This is a genomic window from Enterobacter sp. KBR-315C3_2022 (genome assembly GCF_041399425.1).
Taxonomy (GTDB): Bacteria; Pseudomonadota; Gammaproteobacteria; order Enterobacterales; family Enterobacteriaceae; genus Enterobacter.
Map to the genome: position 1 here is coordinate 113,581 of NZ_JBGKEB010000011.1, position 12,189 is coordinate 125,769.

Genomic DNA, 12,189 nt, shown 5'->3' on the forward strand with positions numbered 1-12,189 from the left:
ATGTCAATGGTCCAACCCAAATCTCAGAAGCTGCGCCTCCTGGCGACGCACTTAGGCCTGCTGATTTTCATCGCGGCGATCATGTTCCCGCTGCTGATGGTCATCGCCATCTCCCTGCGCTCCGGTAACTTTGCGACCGGAAGCCTGATCCCGGATGAAATCTCCTGGGAGCACTGGAAGCTGGCGCTGGGCTTCAGCGTGGAACACGCCGACGGCCGCGTGACGCCGCCGCCGTTCCCGGTGCTGCTGTGGCTGTGGAACTCGGTGAAAATTGCGGGCATCACCGCGATTGGCATCGTGGCGCTCTCCACCACCTGCGCTTACGCTTTCGCCCGCATGCGCTTCCCGGGGAAAGCGGCGCTGCTGAAAGGGATGCTGATTTTCCAAATGTTCCCGGCGGTTCTCTCGCTGGTTGCGCTGTACGCCCTCTTTGACCGCCTGGGCCAGTACGTGCCGTTTATCGGCCTGAATACCCACGGCGGCGTGATCTTCGCCTATCTTGGCGGCATCGCCCTGCACGTGTGGACCATTAAGGGCTACTTCGAAACCATCGACGGTTCGCTGGAAGAAGCGGCGGCGCTGGATGGCGCAACGCCGTGGCAGGCGTTCCGCCTGGTGCTGCTGCCGCTGTCGGTACCGATTCTGGCGGTGGTGTTTATCTTGTCGTTTATCGCCGCGATTACCGAAGTTCCGGTCGCGTCGCTGCTGCTGCGCGACGTGAACAGCTACACCCTGGCCGTGGGTATGCAGCAATACCTCAACCCGCAAAACTACCTGTGGGGCGACTTTGCCGCAGCGGCCGTGCTCTCCGCCATCCCGATTACCGTGGTGTTCCTGCTGGCACAGCGCTGGCTGGTCAACGGCCTGACGGCGGGCGGTGTGAAAGGCTAAGTTTCATCTGTAATGCCACTGCAACCCTCAACTTTAGACGTATTGTATTGAACCACCTTGTGACTGTTAGGCGCTCCCCGGAGCGCCCTTTTTTTATTCGCGCTTCAGGCGCTTCGAGTTGCACAGCCAGAGGGTAATGACCAGCAGCAGGATCGCCGCCGAATAGATCAGCACGTCGAGCGGGGATTTGTGATCGACGATGATCAGCCGCACAATCGCGGTGATCCCGATGTAGACAAAATAGCGCAGCGGGAAGTGAAAGCCGGACTGAAAATACTTCACAATCAGGGCGATAAATTCGAAGTAAAGAAAGTAGACCACCAGGCCTTCCACCAGCGCGTATTTGCTGGTTTGCTCGGGGGCGAACAGCACATCCGCCAGATGCACCGTCTCTTTACCGAGAAAAACGACCAGGATCAGGCCAAGGCTCAGCAGACCGAGGTTCAGCACGGTCTGGAGGATCGTTGAGATAAACTCAACGCGCGGGCGGGTCTGGGATGTCATACAGCACCTCGTTCTCCAGGGCGAGGTTCCTGTATAACGCAAAAGTGTGACGGGGATCTATATTTTTTGTTTATGTTTTGTCCGCATGAGCATTTTTGCCGGGCGGCACTGCGTTTGCCCGGCCTACAAAACACTATCGTAGGCCCGGTAAGCGCAGCGCCACCGGGCAAACCGGCATTAGCGGAAGTTAACGCTCTTATCGCTCGTCATGTCATACAGCTGGAACTTACGCCCAAGCTGCTGGCCGCCGTCGCGGGTCAGCGGCGTCCAGCCCACGGCCGCGCGGCTGCGGGTTGGGCCTGACGAGAAGAGATCCAGCGGAATCGAGACATACACCCCTTTGGTGAAATCCCCTTCCCCGTATTCGTCCGGCGAGACGTTGGTGATGGTGGCATAGCCGCCCACGACCACGCCGCTGTCGAAGTGTTTCGAGATGTCCAGCGTGCCGCCCTTATCGCCTGCCAGATACTGACCAACGCTGGCTTTCACCAGCACGTCCTGCGCGAACGACGGCGTCCAGTAGGCGGTCAAATGCCCGGTTTTCACGCTGTAGTCGGTGAACTTCATCATGTCCTGCGCGCTGCGCCAGTCGCGCTGCTTCACGTAGTTGGCGTCAACGCCGAACGCCCAGTTGCTGTCGACGGGGCGATACAGCACCTCCGCCCCCGCGCCGCCGAACATGGTTTCCAGATAGCCGCCGTAGACCTGGCCGTAGAAGCCGTTGCCGAAGTACTGGAAGTAGTTGGCCTGCAGGTTGTTAACGTAGACGTCGTTCTGCACATATTCACGCACGCGAGTTCTTACGCGCGGCAGTTTTGAATCGTTCGGCGGGTTGGTGTAGTTGAACTTGTCGTAGTTGTTGGCGATGTTGCCGAACAGGCTGCCGGTGGTAAGCAGGTGGTCGGTGACCCACAGATCCGCCGTCGCCATCGCGCCCAGCTGATACATGTAGAAGTTTTCCGGCCCGCCGACGGACTGGTTCAGCACCGGATCGATATGGAAATCGAAGCGGGATTTGTCGATATACCAGCCCTGCTCGGTGGTCTCCGGCACCACCGGCTCAACGCGCTTCTGCACCAGCTCGGTTTCGTGGCCCAGCGGCTCGCCCTCAAGGTGGCGCTTGAGGCTGGCGACGTCCGTTTCGGTCGTCACCTGCGGCAGGTTGAGGCGGTTTTCCGTCACGCGGATCGTGCGGATCCCCTCCGGCAGATCGTTCATCACGATCCGGTTGGCGCGTTCGATCCCTTCGCGCGAGTCGCGGTATTTCACCTGCTCGCCGGTGACGTACAGCGTGTCGCCTTTGGTCTGGATCTTCGGATCCGCCAGGCCCGCGTTATATTTCAGCAGCGTCAGCTGGTTCGCCACCACGGAGTGCTGAATAATCGCATCCTGCGGCTCCGGCTGGTATTTTGGCCGCGCGTTGTCGTTGTAGTGCGGGCGCATGTCGTTGAAGTTGGTGCGCAGCGTAAAGCCAAACATCAGGGTATTGCCGCGCTCGTAGCTGAGGTTAACGTCGGCCCAGTCGGTGACGCGGTAAATGGCGCCGACGTTAAACTTGCTCTTCTGCTCAATCTTCCCGGCGAACTCCTGGCTGTAATCGTTTCCTTCATACTCCAGCTTCAGGCGCAGCGGCTGCCACGGCGTTTGATACTCCACGCCGCCGAACAGCGACGCCGGGCCGTGGAACATCTGGTCGCCGTTAATCGAGCCGGCTTTCTTATAGCTGTTGTCGCGGTAGCAGTATTTGTCGCTGTAGGAACAGAACGGATTTTTCACGTTGCCGCTGGTGCCGAGATAGCCCCATCCCAGCCCGAGCGAGAAATCAAACGGCCCCCAGGCCTTGCTGGCGACCATGTATTCCGCATCAAACAGGCCGGTCCCGCCGATATCCTTCGCGCCGATGGAGACCTGCGGCATCCAGTAGCTCTCTTCCCACAGGCGCAGCTTCAGGTCGAAGGCTTTGTCTTTGTAGGTCTGGTCGCCGGAGAAGGCATCCACGCTGCTGTACTGCTTCGTGCGCACGTCGGTGTAGCGCAGCGTGGTTTCGAGCCACGGGAACAGCTGAACGGAGGCGGAGTAGTAGCGGTACTGATCGTTATCGCGATAGTTGAGGCTCAGCTCGCCTTCGCGGGCCATGCGCGCGGTGGGCGTCTGCAGCAGGCCCACGCCGCCGAAGTCAGACTGCGAGGGCCCAACGGGCGCCGGAAAGGTTTCGGCATGGCAGGCCGCGCTCACGCACAGCGCCAGCATGCTGTAGAAGTAGGTTTTTTTCATTAATCCGGTATCCGCTGCGTCAGGGAGCGAAGGATATCGGCGTTAATGCCGTCATAGGCCTTCGTCCAGAAGTGGTCGGCAAAACCGACAAAAATGATGCTGCCGGGCATGGGCTCAACGTGGCGCTTATTCCAGTAGGCTACCGGTACTTTTTGTGTGCGCCCGTCGGGGTAGATCACCCACGCGTAGCTGTTATCCGCGCCGCTGAGCAGGCTTTGCTCGTCAAGGTAGTTCGCCACGTCGCGCCCCGGCGTGAAGGGCTTTTTGCCGGGGCTGCTTATCAGCCCCATCACGATCACGGTGGAAGGCTTCGCCGGAAGCCAGAGCGTATAATCGCCCTCAAGCGCCGGATTGCCGTGTTCCGCCACGCGCACCTCGTCCGGGTCGAGGTTGATGGTTTGCCGTCCCGTGACCTTCACCGCCGCAAGCTGCTGGCGCAGGGCGCTAATGGCCGCCGCGTCGTCGCCGTCTTCCTGCCCGGCGAGCCCTGTCAGCCTCGCCAGCAGCGCCTTGTGCTGCTGTTCTGCCGCCACGCTCGCCCGGCGCTCGCTGATGACCGCCCCCGGCCACCAGCTGTTGGCGAGCCGCGGCTGCCCGACGAGATCGAGCAGGTGCCCGGCGTCGGCTAAGGTTTTCGGTTTTTCACCGTCCGGCGTGTAGACCTTTACCGTTCCCGCCGACCACGCCAGCGGCGCGGCAAGACTCGCGATGAGCGCCGCAGAGATGAGCTTTTTCATGATTTCGCCGCCTTAATCAGGGTGGTTTTCACCGGGAAGAAATCGGCGCCGAGATACTGTAAGGACTGGCGGATTTGCCCTTCGTCATCCACCCAGAAGCGGTTGTGCCACGTCGCCTGGTCGGTCGTGACCTCTTCATCCAGCACGCGGACCCGGGTTTCGTCGCTGCCGACCTTCACGCTATCCGTGCCGTCCCAGCGGAAGACCGAGCGGGCCGTGGCGTACCGCACCTGCTTGTGCTCGGTCCAGCCCATCGTGCGCGTCCAGCCCGCGCCGTCGGTAATCTGGTTTGGCTTGATAAGCGGATCGGCCGCGAGGTTGTTCACCTCTAGCAGGTTGTCGCCGCCCAGCAGCGTTTTTACGATGCGCCCATGCCGCGTCACGAGGGTAGCCTGATCCTGCGTCACCCATTTCTGCTGCCCGTTTTCGTCGAAAGCGAGCACCACAAACAGCTGCGGCCCGTTGTTAAGCTGCATGTACTGGCTGGCGTAAGGCATGTTTTGCAGTTCGTCATCGGTTAGCTGCACGCCGGGCGTGCCGAACAGGCTGTCCCACAGCGAATGTCCCAGCCCTTTGGTGCTGGCCGAACAGGCCTGTAAGAGCAGGCAAATCAGGATGATTGCAGGTCGCTTCACGACTCTTCTCCGAAGGGGCGAAATAACCACACCGAAGTGTGGTTATGATTAAAACACCCGGTATTACTGGGTGCTGGTCGTCGTGGTGGTCGTGGTTCCGGTATTGGAGCCATCACCGCCACCGGTTGCCGCCAGCGCGACACCCACGGCTGAACTTACGGTGCTGGTGCTGGCCGCGGTAGAACTCCCCGCAGACGCAGACGTCGCTGCCGAACCTGCCGCTTCCCCGACCTGAACCGGAGCCGCATAGGCAGATGTCGCCGCAAGCGCAGATATGGCAAAAATGCCATACAGTACTTTCTTCATAACAATTTCCCTTCAATGAATGAATGGAGATTTACCTGAAAAGAAATTCAGGCGGAATCGAGTATACACAACTAAGGCAGTGGGATTGCCGTGCGGGGAAATAGGGGGAAGGTTTTCAGACTATTAGAAAATTCAGCGGCGCAATATTAATGACCAAAATATCAAAACCTGCTAAATCAATTAATTATAAATATACTGGTTATAATTCCGCCTCCGTATATTCCTAAAATAATCCGCAGCGCCGCGCGGGTTAACGGCCTTTTTCAGATAAAACTCAGATCCGTAATTTGAGATAAATAACAGACATGCGGAATTATCCGATAAAAAAATGCCGGCATATTGCCGGCATTATTCATGACGTATTAATTACGCACGCCAGGATTTATAACGGTTGATCAAACCATTTGTTGAGCTGTCGTGGCTTTCAATCGCTTTATCATCACCCAGCTCCGGCAGAATGCGGTTCGCCAGCTGTTTGCCCAGCTCTACGCCCCACTGGTCAAAGGTGAAGATGTTCAGGATCGCGCCCTGGGTGAAGATCTTGTGCTCGTACAGGGCAATCAGCGCGCCGAGGCTGAACGGCGTGATTTCGCGCAGCAGGATGGAGTTGGTTGGGCGGTTGCCTTCAAACACTTTGAACGGCACAACGTGGTCCAGCGTGGCCGGATCTTTACCCTGGTCACGGTATTCCTGCTCGACAACCTCGCGAGACTTACCGAACGCCAGCGCCTCGGTCTGTGCGAAGAAGTTAGACAGCAGCTTCTGATGGTGGTCGGAGAGCGCGTTATGCGTAATGGCCGGGGCGATGAAATCGCACGGTACCATTTTGGTGCCCTGGTGAATCAGCTGGTAGAACGCGTGCTGGCCGTTGGTGCCCGGCTCGCCCCAGATGATTGGGCCAGTCTGGTAATCCACCGCGTTGCCGTTACGGTCAACGTACTTACCGTTGGATTCCATGTTGCCCTGCTGGAAGTAGGCCGCAAAGCGGTGCATGTACTGGTCGTACGGCAGGATCGCTTCGGTTTCAGCGCCGAAGAAGTTGTTGTACCAGATACCAATCAGCGCCAGCAGCACCGGCAGGTTTTTCTCTGGCGCGGTGGTGGAGAAGTGTTTATCCATCGCGTGCGCGCCGGAGAGCAGCTCAACGAAATTGTCGAAGCCCACGGAGAGAATGATGGACAGGCCAATCGCCGACCACAGCGAGTAGCGGCCGCCGACCCAGTCCCAGAACTCGAACATGTTCGCGGTATCAATGCCGAACTCGCCCACCGCCTTACCGTTGGTGGACAGCGCCGCGAAGTGCTTCGCTACGTGCTTGTTGTCACCGGCCGTTTTCAGGAACCAGTCGCGCGCGCTGTGGGCGTTGGTCATGGTTTCCTGCGTGGTGAAGGTTTTAGACGCCACCAGGAACAGGGTGGTTTCCGGGTTGACCTTTTTCAGCACTTCGGCGATGTGGGTACCGTCAACGTTAGACACGAAGTGCATGTTGAGGTGATTTTTGTACGGGCGCAGCGCCTCGGTCACCATGAACGGGCCCAGGTCAGAGCCGCCGATGCCGATGTTTACCACGTCAGTGATCGCCTTGCCGGTGTAGCCTTTCCAGCTTCCGGAGATGATCGCTTCAGAGAAGGTTTTCATCTTCTCCAGCACCGCGTTCACTTCCGGCATGACGTCTTTGCCGTCAACGATGATTGGCGTATTGCTACGGTTACGCAACGCAACATGCAGCACGGCGCGGTCTTCGGTGCGGTTGATCTTCTCACCGGAGAACATGGATTTAATGGCGTCTGCCAGCTCGGTCTCTTTCGCCAGATCCTGCAGTTTTGCCAGCGTCTCTTCGGTGATGCGGTTTTTGGAGAAATCCACCAGCATCAGGTCGTCGAAGGTCGCGGAGAACTTGCTGAAACGATCGCCATCTTTCGCGAACAGATCCGCGATGGTGACGTCTTTCATTTCATCAAAATGTTTCTGGAGTGCCTGCCAGGCAGCGGTCTGCGTTGGGTTGATGTTTTTCATTAGCAATACTCTTCTGTTGAGAATTGTGACTGCGGTCGATTGTAGCGCCTGCAAATAAAAATTGTGATGGTTTTTATGCCATTGGCCTGGTCTGCATCAAACGCAGGTGAAAAGACCCGAAAAGTATAGCTGCTGCACCGGCGCCGTGCGGTGGGGAAATGTGCCCCCTTTCGCGGTAAAACGGAGCATAAAATATGGCCCTGTTATAAGTCCTGTTTCTCAGGGGTACCCACCCATAAAAAATCCGCATAATCCCAGCGTTGACAGGACACCCCCTACATCTTATTTATAGGGCCGTATTTGCGGCTGCACCTGTTATCGTTTCAATCTTGTGCCCTGGTCGCTTTATTCTTTCCCTGACACGAGGTTGTTATGACGAGTTTTGTGGTCGCTAAGTTTGGCGGCACCAGTGTGGCGGATTACGACGCCATGAACCGCAGCGCCGATGTGGTGCTGGCCGATCCGAATACCCGCCTGGTAGTGCTTTCTGCCTCCGCTGGGGTGACGAACCTGCTGGTTTCACTGTCTGAAGGACTGGAAGCGACCGAACGTTTCGTCAAGCTGGACGCGCTGCGCAAAATTCAGTTCGATATCCTCGAGCGCCTGCAAAACCCGAACGTGATCCGCGAAGAAGTCGAGCGCCTGCTGGAAAATATCACCACCCTGGCGGAAGCGGCGTCGCTGGCGACCTCAACCGCCCTGACGGACGAGCTGGTCAGCCACGGCGAGCTGATGTCGACCCTGCTGTTCGTTGAGATCCTGCGCGAGCGCAACGTTCAGTCCCAGTGGTTTGACGTGCGCAAAATCATGCGCACCAGCGACCGTTTTGGCCGCGCCGAGCCGGACGTTGAAGCGCTGGCCGAGCTGACCAGCCAGCAGCTGGCACCGCGTCTGGAAGAAGGCATTGTCATTACCCAGGGCTTTATCGGCAGCGAAGCCAAAGGCCGCACCACCACGCTGGGCCGCGGCGGCAGCGACTACACCGCCGCCCTGCTGGGCGAAGCCCTGCACGCGACGCGCGTGGATATCTGGACCGACGTGCCCGGCATTTACACCACCGACCCGCGCATAGTTTCTGCCGCAAAGCGCATTGACGTGATCGCCTTTGAAGAGGCCGCCGAAATGGCGACCTTCGGCGCGAAGGTGCTGCACCCGGCCACCCTGCTGCCCGCGGTGCGCAGCGACATTCCTGTCTTCGTTGGCTCGAGCAAAGATCCGAAAGCGGGCGGCACGCTGGTCTGCAAAAAAACCGACAACCCGCCGCTGTTCCGCGCCCTGGCGCTGCGCCGCAAGCAGACGCTGGTTACGCTGCACAGCCACAATATGCTGCATTCACGCGGCTTTCTGGCAGAAGTGTTCGGCATTCTGGCGCGCCACAATATCTCCGTGGATCTGATTACCACGTCGGAAGTGAGCATTGCCCTGACGCTGGACACTACCGGCTCCACCTCTACCGGCGACACCCTGCTGACGCAGTCTCTGCTGATTGAGCTGTCCGAGCTGTGCCGCGTGGAAGTGGAAGAAGATTTGGCGCTGGTTGCCATCATCGGTAACAAGCTGTCGCGCGCCTGCGGCGTGGGCAAAGAGGTGTTCGGCGTGCTCGACCCATTCAGCATCCGCATGATTTGCTACGGCGCCTCAAGCTACAACCTCTGCTTCCTGGTCCCTGCCGATCAGGCCGAGCAGGTGGTGCAGAAACTTCATCAGAATTTGTTTGAATAAAAGTCGTTAGCACGTTAAACACTATTCATAAGCCGGGCGCAGACCCGGCTTTTTCATAACTAAACAACACGACAATACTGCAAGGAATACACTATGTTATCCGCCATTACCCGGCTGTTCCCGCTGTGGGCGCTGCTGCTCTCCGTCCTCGCCTATTACACGCCAACCACCTTCACTGGGATTGGCCCGTGGGTCACCACGCTGCTGATGCTGATTATGCTCGGCATGGGCGTGCACCTGAAAATCGATGATTTCAAACGCGTGCTTTCCCGTCCGGCACCGGTTGCCGCGGGCATTTTTCTGCACTACCTGGTGATGCCGCTCGCCGCGTGGCTGCTGGCCATGGCCTTTAAGATGCCGCCGGATCTGTCCGCCGGAATGGTGCTGGTGGGGAGCGTCGCCAGCGGCACGGCGTCCAACGTGATGATCTACCTGGCGAAAGGAGACGTCGCTTTGTCGGTGACGATCTCTTCCGTTTCCACGCTGGTGGGCGTGGTTGCCACCCCGCTGCTGACGCGCCTGTACGTGGATGCGCATATTCAGGTGGACGTGATGGGAATGCTGCTCAGCATTCTGCAAATCGTGGTGATCCCGATTGCGCTGGGGCTGGTGATCCACCACCTTTTCCCGCGCGTGGTGAAAGCGGTTGAGCCCTGCCTGCCGGCCTTTTCGATGGTCTGCATTCTGGCGATTATCAGCGCCGTGGTCGCGGGCTCGGCGTCGCACATCGCGTCCGTGGGCTTCGTGGTGATCATCGCGGTGGTGCTGCATAACACCATCGGCCTGCTCGGCGGCTACTGGGGCGGGAAGCTGTTTGGCTTCGATGAGTCCACCTGCCGCACGCTGGCGATCGAGGTGGGCATGCAGAACTCCGGCCTGGCGGCAGCGCTCGGTAAAATCTACTTCTCACCGCTGGCCGCGCTGCCGGGGGCGCTGTTCTCCGTCTGGCATAACCTGTCCGGCTCGCTGCTGGCGGGCTACTGGTCCGGCAAGCCGATTGACGAACAACCTAAAAAAGATGCGGTTAAACAGGGTTAATTCGCGGCAGTTGCTTTACACTGAGGCCTCCCCTACAGGAGGCTTCAGCAATGGCGACACCACGATTAACCCAGAAAGACATGACGGAAGCCGAGCAGCGTGAACTTAAAACGCTTCTCGACCGCGCACGCATCGCACACGGCCGCACGCTGACGAACGCCGAAACCAATCAGGTTAAGAAAGAGTACATCGACAAGCTGATGGCCCAGCGCGAAGCGGAGGCGAAGAAAGCCCGCAAGCTGAAAAAAGAGCAGGCTTATAAACCGGATGCAGAGGCGACCTTCTCCTGGTCCGCCAACACATCGACCCGCGGAAGGCGCTAATCAGCGCCCTTTCTTTTTGCGGCCCGGCTGGACAAAACGCTTGCCGCTATTGGCGGGCTTACCGCGATTTTTGTCTTCAGACTGTGGCGCCTTCACCACCGGGCGCTTAATCCCCTGGGCTTTCGGCTTGGACTTGGTTTTCGGCTTCGCTTCGGAGGATGAATTCTCGATAAGCTTGAACAGCTCAATCAGCTCGTCGCCCGTTAAGTCGCGCCACTCGCCCAGCGGAATGCCGGACAGGCTGACGTTCATGATGCGCGTGCGCTCGAGCTTTGTGACCTCGTAGCCAAAATGTTCGCACATGCGGCGGATCTGACGGTTTAAGCCCTGCACTAGCGTAATGCGAAACGCAAACGGCGCCTCTTTCTTCACCTTGCACTTCTTCGTCATGGTGCCCAGAATCGGCACGCCCGCGCCCATTCCGCGAATGAATTCATCCGTCACCGGCTTATTAACGGTCACGATGTACTCTTTTTCGTGGTCGTTACCGGCGCGCAGGATCTTGTTCACCAGGTCGCCGTGGTTGGTGAGGAAAATCAGCCCCTGAGAGTCTTTATCCAGACGCCCAATCGGGAAGATGCGGCTGCTGTGGTTAACGAAATCGACGATGTTGTCCCGCTCGCCGTCTTCGGTGGTGCTGACGATGCCAACCGGCTTGTTCAACGCGATAAATACAAGGTCTTCCGCGTCACGCGGCTCAATGAGCTGACCGTTGACTTTGACCACGTCGCCAGGCACAACCTGGTCGCCAATCGTGGCGCGTTTGCCGTTAAGAAACACGTTACCCTGTTCGATGTAACGGTCAGCCTCGCGACGTGAGCAGATCCCGCTCTCGCTAATGTATTTGTTTAATCGGGTTGATTGAGTTGGCAGCATAGTTTCTCCTGTGAAGGGCGAAATATACCTTAGGTTTGGTCCGGTAAAAAGATTAGCCAACGGTAACTGAGACGGGTTTTCCTAATTTACCCAGCATCATGACCAGCGTGTCGAGCGTAAACTTGCTGGTCTTGAGGTTCACAACGTCAGAAACACGAGGTCTGGACACATTCAGCCTGGCCGCAGCATCAGCCTGACGCAGCTTATTTTCAGCAATCCATGAGGAAATCTCCTGCATAAGCTGCCGCTTGATCGCCAGCAGTTGCTCAACCTCTTTTTCTGCGCTTTCTTGCAGTATCCCGGCCTCATCCTCTCCAAAACCCAGTTCAGTAAAAATGTTTGCCTCTGCCGCCGTCACGTGGCGAATTTTTGTATCTACGCGGTCTCGCATATTCAATTCCTCCGGGCATCAAGTACGGCCTGAAAGCGTGTCCTGGCGATATGCTTATCATGGCTTGAGGTACGCTGTGTTTTCTTATTAAAGCAATGCAGCACATACACGGCGTCGTCAAAACGGGCCAGATAGAGGATTCGATAAGCCCCCGTGCTGCCACGAAGCCGTATTTCCGCCACGCCTTTGCCAACCTCAGACATCGGCTTCCAGTCTGCGGCCTCTAAGCCAGCCTGGAGGCGGTGTAACTGATAGCCCGCATCCCGACGGATCTCCTCTGGAAAACCGCGCAAATCATCAAAAGCACTCCCCATCCATGCAATCAACCTCATGGCTGGCCTTTGTGAAAGCATAACACATCCTTGTATAAAATTTTATACATCACTAAACAAAAGCATTGCTCCACGAGCACGTCACGACTCGTGGAACACGTTATGTTTTCTTCAGGATTTGGTCACGCCTCGCAACACGGTTTT

The 12,189-nt window shown here is 57.8% G+C and carries 13 protein-coding genes; 4 read left to right on the forward strand and 9 right to left on the reverse strand.

What is annotated here, in order from left to right:
* Positions 1-891 (forward strand): maltose ABC transporter permease MalG, encoded by an 891-nt coding sequence (malG, locus tag AB8804_RS13620; protein ID WP_371186958.1) that lies wholly within the window; start codon positions 1-3, stop codon positions 889-891.
* Between the two features lie 93 nt (positions 892-984).
* Here the strand turns inward: malG and psiE are convergent, their stop codons facing one another.
* The 6 genes from psiE to pgi form a co-directional block, all read right to left on the reverse strand.
* Positions 985-1,395 carry a phosphate-starvation-inducible protein PsiE gene (gene psiE / locus AB8804_RS13625; RefSeq protein ID WP_371186960.1) on the reverse strand — a complete coding sequence of 137 codons (411 nt, stop codon included), beginning with the start codon at positions 1,393-1,395 and terminating at the stop codon, positions 985-987.
* A 177-nt stretch (positions 1,396-1,572) separates the two neighbouring features.
* Positions 1,573-3,669, reverse strand: coding sequence for a YjbH domain-containing protein (locus tag AB8804_RS13630; RefSeq protein ID WP_371186962.1), 2,097 nt, complete (start codon positions 3,667-3,669; stop codon positions 1,573-1,575).
* A complete protein-coding gene (locus tag AB8804_RS13635) occupies positions 3,669-4,406 on the reverse strand; it encodes a capsule biosynthesis GfcC family protein (protein ID WP_371186964.1) in 738 nt (245 codons plus the stop codon). Before AB8804_RS13635 ends, AB8804_RS13630 begins: the two co-directional genes overlap by 1 nt.
* The gene (locus AB8804_RS13640) at positions 4,403-5,041 is read right to left on the reverse strand and encodes a YjbF family lipoprotein (RefSeq protein ID WP_371186966.1); all 639 of its coding nucleotides are present in this window, start codon (positions 5,039-5,041) and stop codon (positions 4,403-4,405) included. The genes AB8804_RS13635 and AB8804_RS13640 overlap by 4 nt, the downstream gene beginning before the upstream one ends.
* Positions 5,042-5,104: 63 nt before the next feature.
* On the reverse strand, positions 5,105-5,347 hold the full coding sequence (yjbE, locus tag AB8804_RS13645; protein WP_112012103.1) for an exopolysaccharide production protein YjbE: 243 nt from the start codon (positions 5,345-5,347) through the stop codon (positions 5,105-5,107).
* Between the two features lie 366 nt (positions 5,348-5,713).
* Positions 5,714-7,363, reverse strand: coding sequence for a glucose-6-phosphate isomerase (gene pgi / locus AB8804_RS13650; protein ID WP_371186968.1), 1,650 nt, complete (start codon positions 7,361-7,363; stop codon positions 5,714-5,716).
* A 372-nt stretch (positions 7,364-7,735) separates the two neighbouring features.
* On the opposite strand from pgi, the gene lysC reads away from it, so the two are divergent.
* From lysC to AB8804_RS13665, 3 genes are all read left to right on the forward strand, one after another.
* Entirely contained in the window at positions 7,736-9,085 is a 1,350-nt protein-coding gene (gene lysC, locus AB8804_RS13655) for a lysine-sensitive aspartokinase 3 (RefSeq protein ID WP_371186970.1), read from the forward strand.
* A 93-nt stretch (positions 9,086-9,178) separates the two neighbouring features.
* Positions 9,179-10,123 carry a ketopantoate/pantoate/pantothenate transporter PanS gene (panS, locus tag AB8804_RS13660; RefSeq protein ID WP_371186972.1) on the forward strand — a complete coding sequence of 315 codons (945 nt, stop codon included), beginning with the start codon at positions 9,179-9,181 and terminating at the stop codon, positions 10,121-10,123.
* 50 nt (positions 10,124-10,173) lie between these two features.
* Positions 10,174-10,446, forward strand: a complete 273-nt coding sequence (locus AB8804_RS13665; protein WP_371186974.1) for a DUF3811 domain-containing protein — start codon at positions 10,174-10,176, stop codon at positions 10,444-10,446.
* Here AB8804_RS13665 and rluF read toward each other — a convergent pair whose 3' ends face one another.
* From rluF to AB8804_RS13680, 3 genes are read right to left on the reverse strand one after another with little or no spacing between them, the layout of a single operon-like run.
* Positions 10,447-11,322, reverse strand: a complete 876-nt coding sequence (rluF, locus tag AB8804_RS13670; protein ID WP_371186976.1) for a 23S rRNA pseudouridine(2604) synthase RluF — start codon at positions 11,320-11,322, stop codon at positions 10,447-10,449. It abuts the gene before it with no gap.
* 52 nt (positions 11,323-11,374) lie between these two features.
* Positions 11,375-11,713, reverse strand: a complete 339-nt coding sequence (locus AB8804_RS13675) for a helix-turn-helix domain-containing protein (protein WP_371186978.1) — start codon at positions 11,711-11,713, stop codon at positions 11,375-11,377.
* A 2-nt stretch (positions 11,714-11,715) separates the two neighbouring features.
* Positions 11,716-12,066: a type II toxin-antitoxin system RelE/ParE family toxin gene (locus AB8804_RS13680; RefSeq protein WP_371186980.1), complete on the reverse strand. Its 351-nt coding sequence runs from the start codon at positions 12,064-12,066 to the stop codon at positions 11,716-11,718.
* Positions 12,067-12,189 lie beyond the last annotated feature (123 nt).

Bases quoted from the DNA above. Each gene is read 5' to 3' on its own strand.
- AB8804_RS13635 (WP_371186964.1), bottom strand. From the start codon at position 4,406: ATGAAAAAGCTCATCTCTGCGGCGCTCATCGCGAGTCTTGCCGCGCCG.
- malG (WP_371186958.1), top strand. From the start codon at position 1: ATGTCAATGGTCCAACCCAAATCTCAGAAGCTGCGCCTCCTGGCGACG.
- AB8804_RS13675 (WP_371186978.1), bottom strand. From the start codon at position 11,713: ATGCGAGACCGCGTAGATACAAAAATTCGCCACGTGACGGCGGCAGAG.
- rluF (WP_371186976.1), bottom strand. From the start codon at position 11,322: ATGCTGCCAACTCAATCAACCCGATTAAACAAATACATTAGCGAGAGC.
- AB8804_RS13680 (WP_371186980.1), bottom strand. From the start codon at position 12,066: ATGCTTTCACAAAGGCCAGCCATGAGGTTGATTGCATGGATGGGGAGT.
- psiE (WP_371186960.1), bottom strand. From the start codon at position 1,395: ATGACATCCCAGACCCGCCCGCGCGTTGAGTTTATCTCAACGATCCTC.
- lysC (WP_371186970.1), top strand. From the start codon at position 7,736: ATGACGAGTTTTGTGGTCGCTAAGTTTGGCGGCACCAGTGTGGCGGAT.
- AB8804_RS13665 (WP_371186974.1), top strand. From the start codon at position 10,174: ATGGCGACACCACGATTAACCCAGAAAGACATGACGGAAGCCGAGCAG.
- panS (WP_371186972.1), top strand. From the start codon at position 9,179: ATGTTATCCGCCATTACCCGGCTGTTCCCGCTGTGGGCGCTGCTGCTC.
- yjbE (WP_112012103.1), bottom strand. From the start codon at position 5,347: ATGAAGAAAGTACTGTATGGCATTTTTGCCATATCTGCGCTTGCGGCG.
- pgi (WP_371186968.1), bottom strand. From the start codon at position 7,363: ATGAAAAACATCAACCCAACGCAGACCGCTGCCTGGCAGGCACTCCAG.
- AB8804_RS13630 (WP_371186962.1), bottom strand. From the start codon at position 3,669: ATGAAAAAAACCTACTTCTACAGCATGCTGGCGCTGTGCGTGAGCGCG.